16 protein-coding genes are annotated in these 21370 nt (G+C 62.4%); 9 read left to right on the top strand and 7 right to left on the bottom strand.

What is annotated here, in order from left to right:
* The first annotated feature begins 3 nt into the window (after positions 1–3).
* The 6 genes from KW842_RS18860 (at position 4) to KW842_RS18835 (ending at position 6819) form a co-directional block, all read left to right on the top strand.
* Positions 4–819, top strand: a complete 816-nt coding sequence (locus tag KW842_RS18860) for an HDOD domain-containing protein (protein WP_218305661.1) — start codon at positions 4–6, stop codon at positions 817–819.
* A 124-nt stretch (positions 820–943) separates the two neighbouring features.
* Positions 944–1699: a FadR/GntR family transcriptional regulator gene (locus KW842_RS18855; RefSeq protein ID WP_218305660.1), complete on the top strand. Its 756-nt coding sequence runs from the start codon at positions 944–946 to the stop codon at positions 1697–1699.
* A 133-nt stretch (positions 1700–1832) separates the two neighbouring features.
* Positions 1833–2744, top strand: a complete 912-nt coding sequence (gene kdgD, locus KW842_RS18850) for a 5-dehydro-4-deoxyglucarate dehydratase (RefSeq protein ID WP_218305659.1) — start codon at positions 1833–1835, stop codon at positions 2742–2744.
* 72 nt (positions 2745–2816) lie between these two features.
* A complete protein-coding gene (locus tag KW842_RS18845; RefSeq protein WP_218305658.1) occupies positions 2817–4394 on the top strand; it encodes an aldehyde dehydrogenase (NADP(+)) in 1578 nt (525 codons plus the stop codon).
* Positions 4382–5260 carry an SMP-30/gluconolactonase/LRE family protein gene (locus KW842_RS18840; RefSeq protein ID WP_218305657.1) on the top strand — a complete coding sequence of 293 codons (879 nt, stop codon included), beginning with the start codon at positions 4382–4384 and terminating at the stop codon, positions 5258–5260. The genes KW842_RS18845 and KW842_RS18840 overlap by 13 nt, the downstream gene beginning before the upstream one ends.
* Positions 5261–5262: 2 nt before the next feature.
* On the top strand, positions 5263–6819 hold the full coding sequence (locus KW842_RS18835) for a glycoside hydrolase 43 family protein (RefSeq protein ID WP_218305656.1): 1557 nt from the start codon (positions 5263–5265) through the stop codon (positions 6817–6819).
* A gap of 91 nt (positions 6820–6910) precedes the next feature.
* Here the strand turns inward: KW842_RS18835 and KW842_RS18830 are convergent, their stop codons facing one another.
* From KW842_RS18830 to KW842_RS18805, 6 genes are all read right to left on the bottom strand, one after another.
* Positions 6911–8392: a pectinesterase family protein gene (locus KW842_RS18830; RefSeq protein ID WP_218305655.1), complete on the bottom strand. Its 1482-nt coding sequence runs from the start codon at positions 8390–8392 to the stop codon at positions 6911–6913.
* Between the two features lie 8 nt (positions 8393–8400).
* A complete protein-coding gene (locus tag KW842_RS18825; protein WP_218305654.1) occupies positions 8401–10242 on the bottom strand; it encodes a glycoside hydrolase family 28 protein in 1842 nt (613 codons plus the stop codon).
* Positions 10243–10252: 10 nt separating this feature from the next.
* Positions 10253–12781: a pectinesterase family protein gene (locus KW842_RS18820; protein ID WP_218305653.1), complete on the bottom strand. Its 2529-nt coding sequence runs from the start codon at positions 12779–12781 to the stop codon at positions 10253–10255.
* Positions 12778–13569: a rhamnogalacturonan acetylesterase gene (locus KW842_RS18815; protein WP_218305652.1), complete on the bottom strand. Its 792-nt coding sequence runs from the start codon at positions 13567–13569 to the stop codon at positions 12778–12780. The genes KW842_RS18820 and KW842_RS18815 overlap by 4 nt, the downstream gene beginning before the upstream one ends.
* A gap of 90 nt (positions 13570–13659) precedes the next feature.
* Positions 13660–16377: a TonB-dependent siderophore receptor gene (locus KW842_RS18810; RefSeq protein WP_218305651.1), complete on the bottom strand. Its 2718-nt coding sequence runs from the start codon at positions 16375–16377 to the stop codon at positions 13660–13662.
* A 208-nt stretch (positions 16378–16585) separates the two neighbouring features.
* The gene (locus tag KW842_RS18805) at positions 16586–17290 is read right to left on the bottom strand and encodes a FadR/GntR family transcriptional regulator (protein ID WP_218305650.1); all 705 of its coding nucleotides are present in this window, start codon (positions 17288–17290) and stop codon (positions 16586–16588) included.
* A gap of 280 nt (positions 17291–17570) precedes the next feature.
* Between KW842_RS18805 and garD the strand changes: the two genes are divergently transcribed.
* Both garD and KW842_RS18795 read left to right on the top strand, forming a co-directional pair.
* Entirely contained in the window at positions 17571–19136 is a 1566-nt protein-coding gene (garD, locus tag KW842_RS18800) for a galactarate dehydratase (protein ID WP_218305649.1), read from the top strand.
* Between the two features lie 25 nt (positions 19137–19161).
* Positions 19162–19968 (top strand): NAD(P)-dependent oxidoreductase, encoded by an 807-nt coding sequence (locus KW842_RS18795; protein ID WP_218305648.1) that lies wholly within the window; start codon positions 19162–19164, stop codon positions 19966–19968.
* On the opposite strand, the gene KW842_RS18790 is transcribed toward KW842_RS18795, so the two are convergent.
* A complete protein-coding gene (locus tag KW842_RS18790) occupies positions 19956–20858 on the bottom strand; it encodes a LysR family transcriptional regulator (protein ID WP_218305647.1) in 903 nt (300 codons plus the stop codon). The two genes, KW842_RS18795 and KW842_RS18790, sit on opposite strands and share 13 nt — an antisense overlap.
* A gap of 110 nt (positions 20859–20968) precedes the next feature.
* Here KW842_RS18790 and KW842_RS18785 point away from each other — a divergent pair, with 110 nt between their 5' ends.
* Positions 20969–21361 carry a RidA family protein gene (locus tag KW842_RS18785; protein ID WP_218305646.1) on the top strand — a complete coding sequence of 131 codons (393 nt, stop codon included), beginning with the start codon at positions 20969–20971 and terminating at the stop codon, positions 21359–21361.
* The last annotated feature ends 9 nt before the right edge of the window (positions 21362–21370 follow it).

The raw sequence follows: 21370 nt of genomic DNA, 5'->3' as shown, positions 1-21370 counted from the left end.
TCCATGGAAAAACTCAAAGACTTCTCGCAGATCGTCGCACAGGCTACACGCGGCGAGCTGGTCTTCCCGACCAGCGTCAATGCGGCACTGCGCCTGCAACTGGCGCTGGCCGATCCTGACTGCGAGATGGACGATGTGATCCGCAAGGTACTGGGCGAGCCGCTGCTGGCGGCGCGCACGGTGGCGCTGGCCAATGCGGCGGTGTTCAACCGCAGCGGCACGCCGGTCACCAGCGTGCGCTCGGCGGTGCAGCGGGTTGGCTACCGCAATCTGTACACGATGGCGGCGGCGATGGTGGTGCGCCAGTTCGGCGCGCGCATTCAGGACGCGCGCCTGCGCGCTCAGGCCGACCAGTTGTGGCGCCACACGGCGCACGTCGCGGCGCTGGCGCATGTGATTGGCCGCGCGCTGACCGCGACCGATCCGGACACCGCGCTGTTCGCTGGCATCGTGCACGAAGCAGGGGGCTTTTATCTGCTGTCGCGCGCCGACGAGATTCCTGGCCTGTTGAATGATCCGGCTGAGTGGATGGGCGCGGCGCAGGAAATTATTTCCCGCGAGATGATGAAGAAGCTCAGCATTCCCGAGCCGGTCAGCCAGGCCATCGTTTCGCTGCGTGGCGCCACGCTGACGCCGCCGCCGCTGGGCCTGCGCGACACGCTGCTGATCGCCAAGCGGCTGGCGCCGGTCGCTTCGCCTTTCGCCCAAGCCGATAGCGCATCGCTGGACGGCTTTATCGATGACAACGCGCTGCTGGAACAGATCCTGCACGAATCCGTCGCCGAAGCCGCTTCCATGAGTGCAGCCTTACTGGTGTAAGCACACTATTTTGTGGCAATTTGATGTTAAAGACACACCAGACGCCACAAGTCTGGCAATATGCGCATCGTTTTACGCAGCAATGCGTGTATCCTAATAGTCGTCATACAACAGCTCAACAGCCATGAATCAGACCGTCTCAGTTTCCGTCGCCGCGACGACGCCAGCCCCGGCGCCCAAGAAGAAGCACCGCAACCTCGCGCAAGGCGTGGTGGAGAGCTTCACCAGCAGTATCCAGGGCGGCACGCTGAAGCCGGGCGAAAAGCTGCCGACCGAGTCGGTGATTATGGAAATGCATGGTGTCAGCCGCACCGTGGTGCGCGAAGCGATCTCGCACCTGCAGGCCGCCGGCCTGGTGCAGACCCGCCATGGCATCGGCACTTTTGTGCTGGAGCCGCAGCCGGCCAATCTGTTCGCTTCCGACACCATCCGCACCATCGGCGATGTGCTGTCGATTCTGGAACTGCGGATCAGCCTGGAAACGGAAGCCGCCTGGCTGGCCGCCACCCGCCGCAGCGACGAGCAGGTGCAGCAGATGGAAGCGGCGCTGCAACGCATTGTCACTGCGCAGAACCGTCCCGCTGCAGTCGAGTCGGACAAGGCTTTCCATCTGCTCATCGCGCAAGCTACCGGCAACCGTTATTTCGTTGACATCCTCAGCGACCTGGGCAACACCATCATCCCGCGCGCGCGCCTGGATTCGGCGCAGCTGGCGCACGACGATCCGGTGGCCTACCAGGAGCGGGTCAACCGCGAGCATGATGATATTTACCACGCCATCCTGCGCAAGGATGCCGAGGCGGCCCGCGCCGCCATGCGCACCCACCTCAGCAATAGCCGCGAACGTCTGCGCCGCGCGCAGCAAGAGGTGAGTGCTTAACAACATCCGGGCAGCGATTTGACGGTTTACGTGAAATCGCTTGCTTCTGTTTAGATCTAGTTGTACGATGTCATACAACACGGCGCAGGAGCGCTATCCCTCACCTCACTAGACGTCAATATTGGAGACTGTAATGCAACCGAATGACCTGAAAAAAATCCTTTCCTCCGGCCTGCTGTCCTTCCCGATCACCGACTTCGACGCCGAAGGCAACTTCCGCAAGTCGACCTACATTGAACGTCTGGAATGGCTGGCGCCATACGGCGCGAGCGCGCTGTTCGCTGCAGGCGGCACCGGCGAATTCTTCTCGCTGACCCCACAGGAATATCCAGAAATCATCAAGACCGCAGTGGACACCTGCCGTGGCCAAGTGCCGATTCTGGCCGGCGTTGGCGGTCCTACCCGCGTGGCTGCTGCTTACGCTAAAGAAGCCGAGAAAGCCGGCGCACAAGGCCTGCTGCTGCTGCCGCACTACCTGACCGAAGCGTCGCAAGACGGCCTGATCGAACACGTTGCAGAGGTCTGCAAAGCCACCAACCTGGGCGTTGTGGTCTACAACCGCGCCAACTGCCGCCTGAGCCCAACCTCGCTGGCAATCCTGGCCGACCGTTGCCCTAACCTGATCGGCTTCAAGGACGGTATCGGCGACATCGAACTGATGGTCTCGATCTGGCGCAAACTGGGCGATCGCTTCAGCTACCTGGGCGGCCTGCCAACCGCAGAAGTGTACGCAGCTGCCTACAAAGCGCTGGGCACCCCGGTGTACTCGTCGGCCGTGTTCAACTTCATGCCGAAACTGGCGATGGACTTCTACCACGCTGTTGCTTCGGATAACCACGCTGAACAGAACCGCATGATCGATGAGTTCTTCCTGCCATACCTGGACATCCGTAACCGCAAAGCCGGCTATGCAGTGTCGATCGTCAAGGCCGGCGCCAAGCTGGCAGGCTACGATGCCGGCCCAGTCCGCGCACCGCTGACCGACCTGAACGCAGAAGAAATCGAGATGCTGCACAAACTGATGCTCAAGCAAGGCGCCCAGTAATCGTATAAGCTATCGGGTAAGCAAAATCAAAGCGCGGCTTCGTCCGCGCTTTTCACACATTAAGGAGTCAATATGCAAGTAGCAGGCGAAATGATCATCGGCCGCAGCGCGGTCCTGGGTAAAGAAGGCACTGTCAAGGCGATCGACCCATCCCGCAACGTCGAAATCGAACCAGCATTCGGCCTGGCCGGCGCTGCTGACCTGCAACGTGCTGTCGAGCTGGCCAATGCCGCTTTCGATGTGTACCGTGAAACCAGCCTGGAAGTGCGCGCCAAATTCCTGGAAACCGTTGCTGACCGCATTCTGGATCTGGGCCCGGCCCTGATCGAACGCGCAATGCAGGAAACCGGTCTGCCACAAGCCCGCCTGGAAGGCGAGCGCGGCCGTACCGTCGGCCAGCTGCGCCTGTTCGCGAAAGTCGTGCGCGACGGCCGTTTCCAGACCGCTACGCTGGATAGCGCGCTGCCTGACCGCGCACCGGCACCACGTCCAGACCTGCGCCTGCGCAAGATCGGCCTGGGCCCCGTCGCCGTGTTCGGCGCATCGAATTTCCCACTGGCATTCTCGGTGGCTGGTGGCGATACCGCCTCGGCACTGGCGGCTGGTTGCCCGGTCATCGTGAAAGCCCACTCGGCTCACCTGGGCACTTCGGAACTGGTTGGCAAAGCTGTCGCCAAGGCAGTGGAAGAGTGCGGCCTGCCAGAAGGCGTGTTCTCGATGCTGATCGGCTCGGGCCAGACCATCGGTCAAAATCTGGTGGCCCATCCGTTCATCAAGGCGGTCGGCTTCACCGGCTCGCGCGCTGGCGGCGTAGCACTGATGCACACCGCTGCCGCACGTAAAGAACCTATCCCTGTGTACGCGGAGATGAGCTCGATCAATCCGGTATTCCTGCTGCCAGGCGCGCTGGATAATCCTAAGCTGCCACAGGCGTTTGCGGATTCGCTGACGCTGGGCGCCGGCCAGTTCTGCACCAACCCAGGCCTGCTGATCGCGCTGAAATCGGACAAGCTGCAAGCCTTCGTGGCTGCCGCCGCCGGCACCATCGGCGCCAAGCCAGCACAAACCATGCTGACCCCAGGCATCCACAAAGCCTACACCGGCGGCGTCAAAGGCCTGGCAGGCGTGGAAGGCGTACAGCAGGTTGCTGCCGGCCAGGCTGGCGAACTGCCATGCGGCGCGCAGGCATTCCTGTACCAGGTTGACGCCAAGCGCTTCCTGACCGACACCGCGCTGGAAGGCGAAATCTTTGGCCCAACCTCGCTGCTGGTGGTGGCTGAAAACGAAGAGGAACTGCTGGCCGTGGCCGAGCACCTGGAAGGCCAGCTGACCGGCGCCGTGCACGCAACCGCCGACGACAAGGCACTGGCCACCAAGCTGCTGCCGGTGCTGGAACGCAAAGTCGGCCGTATCTTGTTCAACGGTTTCGGCACCGGTGTGGAAGTGGCGCACGCCATGGTACACGGCGGCCCGTTCCCATCGACCTCGGACAGCCGCACCACCTCGGTGGGCGCGTCGGCGATCGACCGCTTCCTGCGTCCAGTGTCGTACCAGGACGTGCCTGCCTACCTGCTGCCTGAGTCGCTGCAAGATGCCAATCCACAGAAGATCCCGCGCGTAGTGAACGGCGATCTGGTATGGAACGCGTAAGCGGCGTTAGTTGCACGGTGGGCGAAAGCCCAACGTGGAGTGTGGCGGACAATGCCTGGTTCTGGGTGGATATCCCGGCCAGGCGTGTCTGGCGCATGGATGGTGCAAGCGGCGCCACCCGCTATTGGGACAATGCTGAAATGGTCGCCTGTGTGGCGGCCAAGTCCGGCGGCGGCCTGATCGCGGGCATGGAAACCGGTATCTTCAGCCTTGAGCTGGGCGCGGGTCAGACCGCAACCGCACTCAAGCTGGCGACGCCGGCGGCCGGCCTGACCGAAGGCATGCGTTTCAACGACGGCCGCTGCGACCGCCAGGGACGCTTCTGGGCCGGCACCATGTTCATGGACATGGGCGCCGCCAAGGCGCTTGGCCAGCTGTATCGCTACGATGCGGGGCGCGGCATTTCTGCGCCGTTCGTGTCCGAGCTGCTGACCCAGAACGGCACGGCGTTTTCGCCGGATGGCCGCACCATGTACCTGTCGGATTCGCATCCGCAGCGGCGCATGGTGTGGGCGTTCGACTATGACATCGCCGATGGCGTGCCAAGCAATCGCCGCGTGTTTGCCGACATGACCAGTTACACCGGCCGTCCTGACGGCGCGGCAGTGGATGCCGATGGCTGCTACTGGATCTGCGGTAACGACGGCGGCTGCGTGCTGCGCTTCACGCCGGACGGCAAGCTGGATCGCCGCATCGACGTGCCGATGCTGAAGCCATCCATGTGCGCCTTTGGCGGCAAGGATCTGGATACGCTGCTGGTCACTTCCATCGTCTCCGGCAAGCCGGAAGATGCGGAGTGGGGCGGTGCGGTGGCGCTGCTGCGTCCTGGTGTGAAAGGCGTTGCTGAAACGCCGTTTGGAGCCTGATCATGGGGCGGATACTTCGGAAGTGTCTGCCCTTTTTGTTTGCGGCCTTGCTGGCCGCATGCGCGACGGGGCCGCGCGAATACACCAATCCTGTTCTTCATGCCGACTATTCCGATCCTGATGTGATCCGTGTCGGCGCAACCTACTATCTGGTTTCCTCCAGTTTCAATAACGCGCCTGGGCTGCCGCTGTTGCAGTCGCCGGATATGGTCAACTGGACCTTGGTCGGCCATGCCTTGCCACAGCTGGTGCCGGCGGATGTCTTCGCCAAGCCGCAGCATGGCAAGGGCGTGTGGGCGCCATGCCTGCGCTACCACGACGGCAAGTTCTGGATCTTCTATCCCGATCCGGACTTCGGCATTTATGTGATGACGGCCAAGGACTTCGCTGGTCCCTGGAGCGCGCCGCATCTGCTGGCCGCCGGCAAAGGCTTGATCGATCCGACGCCGCTGTGGGACGACGATGGCCAGGCCTACCTGTTGCACGCGTGGGCCAAGAGCCGCGCCGGCTTTGCCAACGTGCTGACCTTGCGCCGCATGGCGCCGGATGGCAGCCGTCTGCTGGACGACAAGGGCACCGTCATCATCGATGGCAACAAGCTGCCGAAGTACACCACGCTGGAAGGGCCGAAGTTCTACAAGCGTGACGGCTATTACTACGTGTTTGCGCCGGCCGGTGGTGTGGAGTTTGGCTGGCAGTCGGTGTTCCGTTCGCGCAGCATCACCGGTCCGTATGAGGACCGCATCGTGCTGGCGCAGGGCAGTTCGCCGGTGAACGGTCCGCATCAGGGCGCATGGGTGCAGACGCCGCAGGGCGAGGACTGGTTTGTGCACTTCCAGGACAAGCGCGCGTATGGCCGCATCGTGCATTTGCAGCCGATGCAGTGGCGCGAAGGCTGGCCGCTGATCGGCAAGGATGTCGGCACGGCTGCTGGGGAGCCGGTGGCGCGTTATCGCTTGCCGGTGGCTGGTCAGGCTGTTGCTGCGCCGCCGACCAGTGATGAGTTCAACGCTGCGGCACTGGGCTTGCAATGGCAATGGAATGCGAACTGGCAGCCGTCGTGGTATGCGCTGGATGCTGGCAAGCTGCGTTTGTTCGGCCAGCCGCGCGCGACCAATCTGTGGGACGTGCCGTCGCTGCTGCTGCAAAAGCTGCCGGCCGAGAGCTTCACCGTCAACACCAGGCTGGATGCGTCCGGGCTGGCGGAAGGTGGTGTCGCTGGCCTGGTCATATACGGTTCCGATTACGCCTGGTTGGGTGCGCGCCGTACCGATGGCCGCACGCAGCTGGCGCTGGTCAGCTGCTACAAGGCGGATGCCGGCTGTCACGAGCTGCAAGAAGCGGGCGTTGAGCTGCCGTCTTCGCAAGTCTGGCTGCGCATGCAAGTGCTGGCGGGCGGTGTCACGCAATTCTCGTACAGCACGGACGGCGCCAGGTTCACGCCTATCGGCGCACAATTCACCGCCAAGATGGGCCGCTGGGTAGGCGCCCAGATGGGCCTGTTCAGCGCCGGCAACGGCGGCCACGCTGACATCGACTACTTCCGCGTCACGCCTTGATCCGTTTGGCCTGAATCAAACGGAAGCACCAGACCCGTGCAGCAAATACTCCTTGCTGCACGGAGCCTGGGCCGACGCGTTTCTGCGCTGTTCAGCGCGGCGGCGTCCAACCCAGTACCCACGCCGGATCGCTATAGTTGCGGATGGTTTCCGCGTCACGCTCCATGCTCAGCTGACGCGAGGCCGGATGCCGCTGGCTGACATCCACCAGCGTGCCATCCGGATTGCGGCTGTTGAACTCCCAGAAGCGCAGCTGCGAGGTGTGGCCAGTGACCGGCCCCCAGCCTGCAGGACTGATGCCGCTCAGCGTCGCGTTGATCAGCACCGCCTCCGCATGCGGATAACCCTTGCCTTTGTTGACCGGCGAGCGTGCCAGTTCCGTCTGCCCGCCACCCAGTGTGGTGAAGCGGCAGTTGAGGAAGACATTGCCGTGATTGTCGGCCGTATTGCGTATCCACATAAACGCATGTTTGGACTGGATCTCGCAACGCTCAAAGAATGCCGGTCCGCGTCCCAGTATGGTATCGCCATCGCCGATGATTTTCACGTCCGGAAGATAGGTGCTGCCATTCACCTGCAATGCATCGCCCGAGCCAATGATGGTGGTGTTGGCGACGATGTTTTCCGAACCGGTCATCAGCAAACCCTCGGCCTGGCCCTTCAACGTGGTTTCCAGCGTCAGGTCGCGCAGGTGCACGCCCTTGACGTTATCCGCCGTAACCGCTGCGCGGCGCGAAGGGAAGGTGCCTGGCACCTCGTTGGTGCTGATGTTGGGCGGATGCGGATTGAACACTTCATTGTTCGCATAGTGGATGCGCACCTTGTCGCGCTGCTCGCCCTGCACCGTGATGTTGGACTTGTTGCGGAAGTAGACCAGCTCCTCGTAATCGCCATTGCGCACAAAGATGGTCACGCGCTTGGCCGGATGATCCGGAACATAATCCAGCGCGCCTTGCAGCGTGCTGAAATCCGCGCTGCCATCAGCGCTCACCTCTACGCGTTCCGCATCGGCAGCCGGGCCGCGCGGCTTGGTGCTGAACTGCCACTGCACAGGCTCGCCAAACACGGCCGCATCGACCTGCACGCGATAGCGCTTGCCGTATTCAAGCAGATTGTGATGCGGGTAAATCGTCGCGGTCTTGTCGCGCACGATTACAGGATGAAAATGAAAACCGTCAGTAAAGCCGCCGATGATGGTCAACTGGTAGCGCGTATCGCCCGGCTCGGCTCCGGCAGACGGCGTGCCGGCTTTGGTGTTGGCGTTGGTCGCGCGCGGACCGTTTGCGTATACATAAGGCGTCGCCAGATACGGTGCCGGCGGTAGCGTGGTGCGCTCCGTCGGTCCGGCTGGAATACTGAGGTCCAGCGTATCCACCAGCCGTCCGTTGGCGGCGTCGTAGATGCGTATCAGGCCGGAATTGCCCAGCGCCGGCGGCTGGTCGAACCGCAGCACCAACTGCGTATCCGGATCGACCTGCTGCGCGCCATCGGCGGGAAAGGGGATGATCGCCGCACCTGCTGGTGCGACAGCGGCGGAGAAGGCCAATGTGCAAAGCAGGCGCGTGATCATCATGGCGCCTCTCAGGCCGACAGCGTGGTGTTATGCACCTTGTCGCCGATGGTCACATTCTTCAGCGTCAAACCTTTGACGTTGTAGAGGAACCATGGCGCGTCGGTGTTCACCGGCGTGCCGAAATCGCAGTCGGTGATGGTCACGTCGGTGACTGGCACCACTGGCGGCATCGGACCTGCGCCGTTGTAGTCGGACGCCACCGGGCCGAGAATCACGATCGCCTGATAGCACGAGGCCAGCTTGCCGTCCTTGGTCTTCACATTACCAGTCCTGATGTTGGAGATCTGGATGTTGCTGACCACCGGAGGACGGGTGCGGACGTTATCGCTGATCGGCGTATAGTCGCAATCGAATGTGACGATGGCGCCGGCGGCGGTGGCCACGGTCTTCGACTGGATAGGCGAACCTGGCAGCGAAGCGTAGAACGACGGCGAGGTCTGCACGCCATTCGGCACGGTGCAATCGCGGACATAGAAGTTGCGCAGATAGCCGCCGCGATTCAGATTGGTCTTCATGCGGATAGCGGTGTTCAGCGGGTTGGTTTTCCAGTTGGCGTTTTCAAATACCAGTTTTTGCGCGAACACGTTTTGAATGCCGCCCGCCATCTCGCTGCCCAGTGTCACGCCACCGTGGCCGCTGTGCATGATGCAGTTCTGGATCACGATGTTCTGCGATGGGCCGTATTGCGTGTCCAGGTCCTTGCCGGCCTTGATGGCGATGCAATCGTCACCGGTATCGAAGGTGCAGCCTTCCACCAGTACGTGGTCGCAGGCTTCCGGATCGAAGCCATCGCTGTTCGGGCCATGGCTGTGCGCGTGTACATTGCGGATGACGATGTTACGGCAATGGACAGGGTGGTGCATCCAGAACGGTGTCTGGATCACATGGTAGCCTTCCAGCAGCACATTGGTGCAGCCGATAATCTGGATCATCGGTGGACGCAGGAAGTGGCCCACGCCAAACACGCGCTTGGACAGCGGCACGCCAGCTTCCGACAGCGCCGGCAGGTACTGCGCATCCGCGCGCCAGCGCTCGCCTTCGCCCTGGATCAGGATGCGCTCTGCTTCGGTCAGTGCCGGCGCCACGGTGGCCAGTGACTCGGCGTTCAGCGGGTTGACGGTGTTCTCCGACATCTTGCCGGCCTTGAAGTTGGGCGTGGTGCCCTGGCCGATGGAGTTGATGGTTTTTTGCTTGCCCTTCCAGGTCCACCAGCAATCACCTTGGTCGTTGAACGGCAGGCCGCCCTGGCCGTCCAGCGTCGCGGTCCAGTCTTCACCGGTCAGCGCGATGTTGTTCTGGCCATAGGCGTAGACCATCGGAGAGTAGTTCAGGCAGTCGTTGCTCTGCCAGCGCGAGATGGTCAGCTTGCCGTGCTTGCCGCAATCGATGTCACCGTACTTGGCGTAATCGGCAGGGTTGTGCGAGAAGTAGACGTGGGCGTTTTTCGCCAGGTGTACATGCACGTTCGACAGCAGCACGATCGGGCCTGCGACAAACCAGTCGCCGGCCGGGATCACCACACGGCCGCCACCCGCATCGTGGCAGGCCTTGATGGCGGCCTTGATGGCGGCGTAGCAGTCGGTCGAACCAGCGGCTGGGGTCTTGATGTCGTCCTGTTCCTCATGCGAGATCCAGGCCTTGGCCTTGGCCAGCTTGCAGGTCTTGGCGCCGTAGGCGGTGATGTTGAAGTCCTGCTTGCGGAACTTGAGCGGCTTGGAGACGTGATCGATGATGGCCTGGGCTTGCAGCCACGGATCGGGTGCGGTTGCAGCCATCGCTGGAAGACTGAGCGAGACGCCCGCTGCTGGCAGGGCTTTCATCAGGTTGCGGCGTTGGGTGTTGAAGGTCATGCTGTATTCCTCATTCGTCCGAATTATTGAATTCACCGACAAAGATATCGACAGGTGAAGGTGGTTGCGTATAGCCGAGATCCTTGACAGGATCGATGCCGGCGGCGACAAGGTTGTTCCAATGATCGTCCGAATTAAACTGCGCCGGGCGATAGGAGATGCTGCCTTTCTTATTCCAGTCATGCCATGGTTGCTGGCGATTGATGTGCGAGCCAATGCGCGAATTCAGCACCACCATTTTGCCGACCGCTTCCAGCGATACGCGCGCGACGGTGCCGACCGGCGCCTTGTAGACATTGACCGTGCCATAGGTGCAGCTGTAGCCGTCCACCGGCATCGGTGCGTACGGTGTGCAGCGCGAGCCGGAGAACCATTGCCGCAGCAGGAAGAAGTCGCCGTTCTGTTTGCCTTCATGCGTGAAGCGCACTTTGTCGAAGACAAAGCCGTATTTGGTCTTGACGTGCGTGTTCGGCGCGGCTGCGTAGGACACGCCCCGGTCGCCCAGCGTGCGCACTTCGCTTTGGTAGAAATAAGCGGTGCTGTCACCGAAGATGAAATCGACATCGCCTTCGATATACGACTTGTTGAAGAAGCTGCGCACCGTGCTGCCGACTTGCGGCGACTTGAGGAACAGCGTGTCCTGGAAACCGATCAGGCGGATGTTCTCGAACTGCGCTTTGTCGACGCCATCCACACTGAGTGCCAGCGCCTGATGGTGGATGTTGTTGATATTCGGGAGCGCTTCGGCACGGGCGTTGCCGGTGTCCTTGTTGTAGCCGTTTTCAAACGTCAGATTGCGCGCCTGGAAGCCATTGTTTTTGGCCCAGACAGTTTGCGTGCCAAACGTGCCTATCTGCGCGCGCTCCTTGACGCTGGCGTACATGGCCTGGATCGCTGCCGGCGCGTTGGCGAACTGGGCGCCATGCCGCTGGTCGTAAGCAGCGCCGCTCATCGATGCTTCCAGCTTGGCGGTAATACGCGTGGCCGCTGCATCCTTGCCTTCGCCATACATGGTCAGCGGTGCGGTTTCAGCGGGGATGTAAACCAGTTCCTGATACACCCCAGGCTTCAGCAGCAGGTAGCGGCGTTTGGCCGGCTGCGCCGCGCTGTCGAGCAAGGCGCGGTTAACCGCTTCCTGCACCGTGTTGAAGACGCGTGCGCCATCCGCTTTCGCGGCCTGGTCGACAATGTAGTCCGGGGTGAACGCCGTGCCCTTGGCCAGCGGATCGGACAGCGGGTCCCATGGATCGATGGTTTCCTTGCCGGCTGCGCCGACGTACTTCAGCACCTCGCCGTAAGAAAACTGCCTGGCCTGTTCCTGCGTCAGTTGCGGACGATTGCCGGCCGCGGCGTTTTCCGGGAAGGGCGCGAAGCGGTTGGCGCAGGCGCCGGCGTCATTGATGGTGACGTCGCGCTGGCTGACTTTGACAGGATGCCGTTCATCGTGGCCTTCCAGGATCACGCGGCCGGGCGTGACGCTGTGCACATCGTCAAACGCGATGTTGGTGTAGACCGGTATCAGCGTTCCCTTGGCCTTCTTGTCGTAGCGGCCGCTGATGTCGATAGGCGTCTTGACGTCGCGCAGGCAGACGTTGCGATAGCTGACCTGGTCCACTACGCCGCCGCGCGATACATCGCTCTTGATGCGCAAGCCGGAGGTGGTGCCGTCCATGCTCAGGTCTTCCACCAGCACGCGGCGTATGCCGCCATTGGTCTCGCTGCCGATGGACATGCCGTGGCCGCTGTAGAAGCGGTTGTGCAGGATGGAGATATTTTCTGTCGGCCCGTTATTGCCGGCCTTGATGGCGACATTGTCGTCGCCGGTGCGGATGACACTGTGGGCGATGGTGACGTTGCGCGAGGAAATCGGATCGATGCCGTCGGTATTGCGCGCGCTGGAGGGCGTGTCGATGCGCACGCCCCAGGCGGTAAAGCCATCCACCCTGTTCAGCGTGACGTGAAAATTAGGGGAGTTGCGCAGCGTGATCTTGTGGAGTGCGATGTCACTGGCATTGGTGACTTCGATCAGGCGCGGTACGTTCTGGCGCGCGTCTTCCTTCTGCGCGCGCCGCGCCAGCTGCCACCAGGATTCCGTTCCGCCATCGATCACGCGGCCGCCCTGGCCGTCGATGACGCCGTCGCCGTAGATGCCGCTGCTTTTGGCGCTATCGATGGTGATGAAGGGTTTGCAGCCGCGTCCCTGCTGGTCGATCGTGCCGCAGGTATTGGCGCCACGGTCATACAGTTTTGGATTGGTGCTGGCTTGCAGCAGCGCGCCGCTGTCGATCAGCAGGCTGACGCCGCTGCGCAGCTTCAACGGTCCGGAGACAAAGCTGCCCGACAGGCGCACTGCCTTGCCGGGCTGGCATTGGTCGATGGCGGACTGGATGCGTGCGGTATCGTCGGCGGCTGTGCCGCTGCTTAGCGTGGTGCAGGCAGCAGGCGGCGCCGGCTCAGTGACGTTGCGGCTGTCCTGTGCCGGCGCCGCGCCGGCGGCCAGTAACAAGGACAGGCCGCTAATAAGATGTTGCCGCGTCACTGCTCGTTCTCCGGCTTGAAATTACCGGCCGTTTCCGGCACTGCGCGTTTCAGTTCTTCCATCACCATGCGCGAGAAGTAGGCCGCGCCCTTGGTGCCAACGTGGGTGCGATCGAAAGCCGACTTGGCCGCGCCAGCCACTTCCACTTTGCCGGCAGCCGGCGCGGTGCCATAGTCGGCCGGGCGTGGCACCATGGCCAGCGTGTCCGCTTCGTCCTGGCCCATGGCCTGTACGGCGGCGTGGCTTTCCGCGTTGAGATCCAGCAGCGGCGATTTTTCTGCGGCGGCGGTGGCGCGCACCACGTCAGCCCATGGGCCGAGATTATTTTCCAGCACGCCATCCTTGAAGGTGCGGCGGGTCAATGGCGTCACCAGCACCGGCACACCACCCAGCGCTTTCACTTCCTGGGCGTAGCGGGTCATGTTGACGGGGAATTCGGTTTTCAGATCGGTCGAGCGGCCAGGTTTTCCGGGCTGGTCGTTGTGGCCGAACTGGATCAGCACATAGGTCTTGCTGTAAGCATCGGCACCGCGCAGCAGGCCTTCAACTTCGTTCCAGCGGCCTTCGGCACGGAAGCTGCCGGAGCTGCGGCCGCCTTTGGCGAGATTGATACAGGTATGGGCGCGGTTGATGCGCGCGCAGAAGGCGTCGCCGTAACCGCTGTTGTTGGCCATGGTCGAGTCGCCAACCAGGATGAAGCGTACCGGCTTGGCGGGGGCGGCGTCGGCGGCGTGGGTGCTGCCGGTGATGAGCGCCAGGGCGGCGGCGCAGGAGATCAGGTATTTCATGGACTATCCGAAAAAAAAGGGCGCCGGCCGCAACGCGGTCCGGCGCCCAACCTCAGGCGGAGTGAATCAGTTTATGCGTCCACGCTTTCATCAGAAAGTGTAGGTTGCACGCACATTGTAAGCACGGCCGATCGGGCTGGCTGCGCTGCTCAGGTAACCAAAGCTATACAGGCTGCTGTTGGTTGCTGGCGGTTCGGCGTTGAACAGGTTGGTGATACCAGCGGTGATCTGGATGTTCTTGAAGCCGTTGTACGTGGTGGTCAGGTTCCACAGCTTGTACGAGTTGATGTCGCGCCAGTACTGCTTCGCCACCAGATTCTGGTCGGTGTATTTCGAGTTGTAGTTCTGGGTCAGCGTGCTGTTCCAGTTACCCGACGCCCAGTTCAGACGCAGCGTGTGCTTCCAGCGGTAGGTGATGATCGGGAAGCTCGACGTGGTGCCATTGCTGGCCAGGCCGAACTGACCGATGTTGGAAGCAAACGGGCTGCCGTCGAACAGCTGGTTGTCGAACTGGGTCAGGTAGGTGCCGTCCAGGTTGACACGGAAGGTGCCGAACGAGGTTTTAGGCAGCGTGTAGGAACCCGACACGTCGATACCGGCTGCTTTCTGGCCGCCCAGGTTCATCGTGGTGTTGACCAGATAGTTCAAGGTGCCGTCGGCGTTACGTACAAAGTAGGACGCATACTTGGCCGGGTCCAGGAAGTACACCTGCTCCGGCAGGTTGGCCAGCATGTCGGTCATGCGGATGTTCCAGTAGTCCAGCGACAGGGTCGCGTCCTTGAATGGTTCCATCACCACGCCCAGCGTGAAGCCTTTCGACTTTTCCGGTTTCAGGCCGGCGTTGGAGCCGGTCTGCTTAGGCAGCTGCACGTTACACACGTTGGCCGCAACCTGGCCGGCGACAGGCTTGCCGGTGCCGGCCACGCCTGGGGTACCGCCTGGGCACAGCAGCGGGTCATCCCATTTGGCCGCGGTCAGACCGGTGGCGCCTGGCAGGCGGTAGCCGTAGGCGTCAAACAGCGTCGGCGCGCGGAAGCCGGTGTTGGCCGAACCACGGAACATCAACTGCTTCATCGGTTCCCAGCGGAAGCTGATCTTTGGATTGACGGTGGTGCCGAAGTCGTTGAAATGGTCGGCACGGATGGCGCCGTTCAGTTCCAGGGTCTTGGTGACGGGGGCATTCACCTCGGCGAACAGCGCTGCGACGTTACGCTGGCCATCGCCATGCGATGGGCTGGTATTGGCGTAGGTGACATCCGAAACGATGGCCAGCTTGGTGTCTTCGGTCGTGTCGCGGTGCAGGTCGGCGCCAACTGCCACGGCCAGCGAGCCGCCTGGCAGGTCCATCACGGCCTTGCTGGCGGTGAAGTCGACGCCGGTGAAGGTCGATTTCGAGGTACGGTTCTTGGCGCCGTCAACGCTGATCGATGCCAGGTAAGCCTTGCCGTCAGCATCTTGCAGGCCGAATGGATTCAGCTTGCCGTTTTTCAGGCCGTCGATCAGGCCCTGGCCGGTGACGTAGCCGGAGTCGTAGTAGTTGTCGCGTTCGGAGATACCAACCACCAGGCCGGCCTTGTAGTCCCAGCCGCCGATCACGCCTTCGTCGGTCACAGCGACGCGCTGGTTCAGCTGCACGTCCTTGGTGGTGGCTGCGCCCAGATCGGCGACGGCCCAGGTCACGGTCAGCGGTGCATTGTTCAGACCAGCCACGGCAGGCACGCCGCCGCTACCACCCGGATACCATTTGCTGGTCGAGGAGATGGTCGGTGCAACACCTTTGACTGCCAGTGCGTTGGTCGGATTGCGGGTCGCCTTGATAAACTCCTCGCCGCGCGAGTAGTCGATGCTGACGGTATGGTCTTCGCTCAGCTTCAGCGTGCCGCGCGCATAGAAGGTGACCTGCTGGTTGGCGTACAGCGCGGTGCCGTACTCGTTGTTGTCGATCACGCAGGTGCCGTTCTGGCCGGCGATCGAGTAAGGCGCCAGGCAACCGCTGCGGCCGTACGGGTTCTGCGCGGTCTTGTTGGTGGCGGTGGTGAAGTTGGCCGGGGTGGCGTTGCCGCCGGTGCCCAGCGTCGGCGCGCGACCCAGTCCGGTCAGTTTTTCCACCGAGCTCAGATAGGCACGGTCGGACGCGGCCAGGCGGGTGCGCTGGTGGGCGTCAACGGTGGCGTACACATTCCAGCCATCGGTTTGCAGATTGCCCTTGCCCCAGGTGGCGGTCAGGCGCTGTTCGTCGCCGCCGCCGCGTTTTTCTGGCTGCACGGCTTGTGCGGTCAGTTGCAGGCCATCGAACTGGGTCTTGGTGATGAAGTTGACCACGCCGCCGATCGCGTCGGAGCCGTAGATCGAGGAAGCGCCGTCACGCAGCACTTCAACGCGCGCAATGGCGCTCATTGGAATCACGTCCAGGTTGGCGTAGCCGTCGGCGATGGCCTCATTGGCCAGGCGGCGGCCGTTCAGCAGCACCAGGGTACGGTTCACGCCCAGGCCGCGCAAGTTGATGTTGGTGCCGGAGCCGGCGTTGGATGGCGCCAGCGATGCCGATTGTGGCAGCGCCATCATGAAGTCGGCGAGGGTGGTCATGCCCTGCTTGACCAGGTCTTCAGCCTTGACGCTGGTGACCGGCAGGGAAGCTTCGTTGGCGACGCGTTTGATGCTGGAACCGGTCACTTCGACACGGGTCATATTGGCATCGTCAGATTGCGCGGATGCCTGGTTGGTCAGAGCCATCACAGCCAGGCTGATTGCCGACAGCAGCAGGCGAGGTTGTGCGGAACGGTTCTTGACCGATTGCTGGGACTTCATTGTGGGTCTCCTTCGTCTCTTGAATAAAGTTATACGCAGCGCTGGCAAGCGCCTGCGTGAGTGGAGCACCTCGCGTACTCCGTGCCGCCGCGACGAAGGCTGCTGTGCGCAAAGCACAGGGCCGAGGTCGGGCCGGTCAATAACTTGATTGCTTTATATATATACGCGGCCGGCATCGAGGCCGGTCCTGCGCTACTACAGATACTGCTTATCCGCGCGAGAAGGTGCGGGTCACGCGTTCCAGGTGGGCGCGCATGGCTTTGCGCGCCGCCGCCGGATCATGGGCGGCAATCGCCTCCAGGATGCGGCGGTGGTCCTTCAGCGTTTCCTGACGCAGCTCCTCGGTCTGGAAGTGTTCTTTCAGTTTGTGCCACAAGCGGCCGCGCTGGTCCCACAGGTAATTCAGCGATCCGACCAGCGCGCTATTGCCGGTGGCGCGCGCGATGGCCAGGTGGAAGTTGCGGTCGGCCTGCTCGTTGCTGGAATAATTGGCGTGGCTCTTTTCCATCTCGATTACCGCTTGCAGGATGGCGTCGACGGCGCTGTCGGTGGCGACGCGGGCGGCGATGGCGGCGATTTCGGATTCGATCAGGCGGCGCGCGGACAGTACTTCAAATGGTCCTGGGCCGGCTTCCGGCAGGTCGGCCACGGCCGGTTCAGGCACTTCGCTGACATACACCCCCGAACCGCCGCGTACTTCAATCACGCCGCCCAGTTCCAGCGCAATCAGTGCTTCGCGCAGCGAGGCGCGGCTGACACTGAGCTTGGTCGCCAGGTCGCGTTCCGATGGAAGGCGTTCGCCGGCGGCGATGTTTTCGTTGCGGATGAGTTCCTGGATGCGGTCCGCCACTACGCGGTACAAGCGCGGCTCGTGAGCGGTATCCCCAGTTATAGGGGCGGTTTTTTTCAGCATGATGTCTCGTATAATTTCCGTGGCTTATTTGTTTGCCATCTGGTCAGACCATTCTAAGGTGGTCAGACCAAATGCGCAATGTGGACTAGCCAAATTAATTTTAAACTGGCATACTCATTTCATTGAGTGCCCCCTCGGCCCCTGTGTTTTCGCGATGTAACCTCTAGGAAACATGCGGTGTTCAGACTGTGGCGTGCAGGCCACAACCCTGAGCTGGCCGGCCAATAACAGAAGTGGTCAGACCACTTTAAGAGACCAAAAAACAACGTAGGAATTCTAGATGACAACTCCGACGAGCGCCAACAATACGCCGCGCTACATTCTCATGCACGACAACGATAACGTCGCGATTGTCGTCAACGACGGCGGCCTGCCGGCCGGCGCCGTTTTCCCGAATGGCTTGACGCTGCTGGAAGCGGTCCCGCAAGGCCACAAGGTGGCGCTGCGCGACCTGAAGGGCGGCGACCGCGTAATCCGTTACAACGTTACCATCGGTTTCGCATCGAAAGACTTGCCGGCCGGTAGCTGGCTGGCCGAACACAATGTGGAAATGCCGGCCGCGCGCGAACTCGAGGGCTTGCCGATCTCCACCATCAAGCCGCCGCCGCTGGAGCCGCTGGAAGGCTATACCTTCCAGGGCTACCGCAACGCCGACGGCAGCGTCGGCACGCGCAACATCCTGGCGATCACCACCACCGTGCAGTGCGTGTCGGGCGTGGTGGAGTTTGCCGTGGAGCGCATCAAGAAAGAACTGCTGCCGAAGTATCCCAACGTCGACGACGTGGTGGGCCTGGAGCATACCTACGGCTGCGGCGTGGCGATCGAAGCCCCTGGCGCGCCGATCCCGATCCGCACCATCCGCAATATCGCGCTGAATCCGAACTTCGGCGGCCAGGCGATGGTGGTCAGCCTGGGCTGCGAAAAGCTGCAGCCTACGCGTTTGTTCCCAAAAGGCTCGATTCCGATCCAGAACGCCGGCGGCGCTGATCCGGGCCTGGTCTGTCTGCAGGATGCGCAGCACGTCGGCTTCATGTCGATGATCGATTCGATCATGCAGCAGGCCGAGAAAAACCTGGTGGAGCTGAACAAGCGCCAGCGCGAAACCGTGCCGGCTTCCGAGCTGGTGGTGGGCGTCCAATGTGGCGGCAGTGACGCCTTCTCGGGCGTCACTGCAAATCCTGCGGTGGGCTTTGCCACCGATCTGCTGGTGCGCGCCGGCGCCACCGTGATGTTCTCGGAAACCACCGAAGTCCGCGACGGCATCGACCAGCTGACGTCGCGCGCCTCGACCCCGGAAGTGGCCGAGGCCATGATCCGCGAAATGGCCTGGTACGACGAATACCTGACGCGCGGCGGCGTAGACCGCAGCGCCAACACCACGCCGGGCAACAAGAAGGGCGGCCTGTCGAACATCGTTGAAAAAGCCATGGGCTCGATCGTCAAGTCGGGCAGCTCGCCGATCTCCGGCGTCCTGTCGCCGGGCGAGAAGCTGGCGCAGAAAGGCCTGATCTACGCCGCCACGCCGGCCAGCGATTTCATTTGCGGCACGCTGCAACTGGCGGCCGGCATGAATGTGCATATCTTCACCACCGGCCGCGGCACGCCGTACGGCCTGGCCGAAGTGCCGGTGATCAAAGTCGCCACCCGCAACGACCTGGCCAACCGCTGGCACGACCTGATGGACATCAACGCCGGCCGCATCGCCAGCGGTGAAGCGACCATCGCCGATGTCGGCTGGGAGATGTTCCAGATGCTGCTCGACGTCGCCAGCGGCAAGGAGACCTGGGCGGAGAAGTGGAAGCTGCATAACGCGCTTGTCCTGTTCAATCCGGCCCCAGTGACGTAAAAAATACACAACAAACGGAGACAACATGAGCAAGCCATTCAAACGATTGCTGCTGACCGGCGCTGCCGGCGGCCTGGGCAAGGTACTGCGCGACCGCATCAAGCCGTGGGCGGATGTGGTGGTGCTGTCGGACATCGCCGATATGGGCGAAGCGCGCGAGGGCGAGGAAATCGTCCAGTGCGACCTGGCCGACAAGGCGGCCGTCATGAAGATGATGGAAGGCGTGGACGCGGTGCTGCACTTCGGCGGCATCTCGACCGAGAACACCTTTGAAAACATCATGCACGCCAACATCCTGGGCACCGCCAATATCTACGAGGCGGCGCACAAGCAGGGTGTCAAGCGCATCATCTTCGCCAGTTCGAACCACACGGTCGGTTTCTACCGCAACACCGACTACATCGATGCCACTGCGCCGACCCGTCCGGATTCGTTCTACGGCGTCAGCAAGTGCTTCGGCGAGCAACTGGCCAGCTACTACTGGGACCGCACCGGCCTGGAGACGGTCAGCCTGCGCATCGGCTCATCCTTCCCTGAGCCGAAGGACCGCCGCATGATGGTCACCTGGCTGAGCTACGACGACCTGGTGGAAGCGCTGCGCCGTTCGCTGTTCGCGACCCGCGTCGGCTTCACCGTGTTGTTCGGCATGTCGAACAATGAGGTGGCGTGGTGGGACAACAGCAAGGCCTCGCACCTGGGCTACAAGCCGAAGGATAGCTCGTCGCAATTCGACGCGCTGTTCCCGGACAGCGGCGAGTATCCGGACCAGAATGCATCGGTGACCTACCACGGCGGCGCGTTCGCGCTGGCGGAAGTACGCTACAAGGACTGAGCGGCCAATTCGTCTATCCACGCGATGAACACCCGCAGCTTGGCGCTGAGGTGACGGTTGTGCGGATAGGCGAGATACAAAGGCATGGGGGCGAGCTGCCACTCTTCGAACAGGGGAGTCAGCTCGCCCCTTTTTACATGGTCGCGCGCCATGTAGCGCGGCACGCACAGCACGCCCATGCCGGCCAGCCCGGCCGCCACGTAAGCGTTGCCATCGTCGGCGGCCACGGCGTAGCGGCCGTTCACCTCCACTGACTCGTTATCGCGCCGCATCGGCATGCTGGCAATGCTGCCGCTGCTGGAGCGCAGATAGCCGACCATGCGGTGCGGCGCCTGTTCCAGTGCCAGCGGATGCGCCGGTAGTCCCGTTTCTCGCAGATAGCCGGGCGAGGCGTACACGCCCAGCTGCAAATCCGCCACGCGCCGCGCCACCAGCGACGGTACGGTGATCTGGCCGCCGCGCAGCACGCAATCGACGTTCTCGCCGATCACATCGACATTGCGGTCGCTGACGCCCATCAGCAGCTGGATGTCCGGATAGCGGCGGTAGAAGCCGGGCAGCGCCGGCATCAGGATCAGGCGCGCCAGGGGACTGGGCACGTCGATGCGCAGGCGCCCGCGCGGCGCGGCCAGGTCGCCGGCCAGCACGTCATCCGCATCCTGCAGATCGCCCAGCACGCGCGCCACGCGTTCGTAGTAGGCAGCGCCTTCGGGCGTCACCTTCACCTGGCGGGTGGTACGGTTGAGCAGCTTCACTTGCAGGCGCGCTTCCAGCTGCTGTACCAGCTGCGATACGGTGGTCTTGCTCATGTGGAGCGTCTGCGCGGCCTTGGTGAAGCTGCCGGCTTCCACCACGCGCACAAAGGCTTGCAGGGCATCGAATCGGTCCATGGGATGGTGTGGATTGTGTAGGAATCGCAAACAGTCATTGTACGTCTTGCGCGTTGATTGGATGGCGCCGGGCTTTTAAAGTGGCGGCATCATTAAACGAGGAGTTCATCATGACTGTACGCGACGTTGTCTTTCCGCCTGGCCGCCAGGCGTTGTATGAACGTAACCGCTATTCGCCGGCCATCCGTTCGAATGGCCTGCTGTTCGTCTCCGGGCAGGTCGGCAGCCGGCCGGATGGTTCGCCGGAACCGGAACTGGAGGCGCAAGTCCGGCTGGCGTTCCAGAACCTGAATGCGATCCTGGCCGAAGCGGGCCTGACGTTTGATGATGTGATCGACGTGACCGTGTTCCTGGTCGATCCGGCCAATACCTTTGAGCGTGCATGGCCCATCGTGCAGGAATTCTGGGGCGAGGCGCCGCATCCCACGCTGACCGGCATCGGCGTCACCTGGCTGTATGGCTTTGACTTCGAGATCAAGGTGATCGCGGCCCTGCGGGAATAAAACGCGCAT

It is taken from the genome of Duganella sp. sic0402, assembly GCF_019219065.1.
Taxonomy (GTDB): domain Bacteria; phylum Pseudomonadota; class Gammaproteobacteria; order Burkholderiales; family Burkholderiaceae_D; genus Rugamonas.
The sequence above is the reverse complement of the archived record's forward strand: the minus strand, read 5'-3'. Positions and strand labels throughout refer to the sequence as shown.

Excerpts from the sequence above, each read along its gene's own strand:
- KW842_RS18860 (WP_218305661.1), top strand. The coding sequence starts at position 4 with ATGGAAAAACTCAAAGACTTCTCGCAGATCGTCGCACAGGCTACACGC.
- KW842_RS18855 (WP_218305660.1), top strand. The coding sequence starts at position 944 with ATGAATCAGACCGTCTCAGTTTCCGTCGCCGCGACGACGCCAGCCCCG.
- kdgD (WP_218305659.1), top strand. The coding sequence starts at position 1,833 with ATGCAACCGAATGACCTGAAAAAAATCCTTTCCTCCGGCCTGCTGTCC.
- KW842_RS18845 (WP_218305658.1), top strand. The coding sequence starts at position 2,817 with ATGCAAGTAGCAGGCGAAATGATCATCGGCCGCAGCGCGGTCCTGGGT.
- KW842_RS18840 (WP_218305657.1), top strand. The coding sequence starts at position 4,382 with ATGGAACGCGTAAGCGGCGTTAGTTGCACGGTGGGCGAAAGCCCAACG.
- KW842_RS18835 (WP_218305656.1), top strand. The coding sequence starts at position 5,263 with ATGGGGCGGATACTTCGGAAGTGTCTGCCCTTTTTGTTTGCGGCCTTG.
- KW842_RS18830 (WP_218305655.1), bottom strand. The coding sequence starts at position 8,392 with ATGATGATCACGCGCCTGCTTTGCACATTGGCCTTCTCCGCCGCTGTC.
- KW842_RS18825 (WP_218305654.1), bottom strand. The coding sequence starts at position 10,242 with ATGACCTTCAACACCCAACGCCGCAACCTGATGAAAGCCCTGCCAGCA.
- KW842_RS18815 (WP_218305652.1), bottom strand. The coding sequence starts at position 13,569 with ATGAAATACCTGATCTCCTGCGCCGCCGCCCTGGCGCTCATCACCGGC.
- KW842_RS18810 (WP_218305651.1), bottom strand. The coding sequence starts at position 16,377 with ATGAAGTCCCAGCAATCGGTCAAGAACCGTTCCGCACAACCTCGCCTG.
- KW842_RS18805 (WP_218305650.1), bottom strand. The coding sequence starts at position 17,290 with ATGCTGAAAAAAACCGCCCCTATAACTGGGGATACCGCTCACGAGCCG.
- garD (WP_218305649.1), top strand. The coding sequence starts at position 17,571 with ATGACAACTCCGACGAGCGCCAACAATACGCCGCGCTACATTCTCATG.
- KW842_RS18795 (WP_218305648.1), top strand. The coding sequence starts at position 19,162 with ATGAGCAAGCCATTCAAACGATTGCTGCTGACCGGCGCTGCCGGCGGC.
- KW842_RS18790 (WP_218305647.1), bottom strand. The coding sequence starts at position 20,858 with ATGGACCGATTCGATGCCCTGCAAGCCTTTGTGCGCGTGGTGGAAGCC.
- KW842_RS18785 (WP_218305646.1), top strand. The coding sequence starts at position 20,969 with ATGACTGTACGCGACGTTGTCTTTCCGCCTGGCCGCCAGGCGTTGTAT.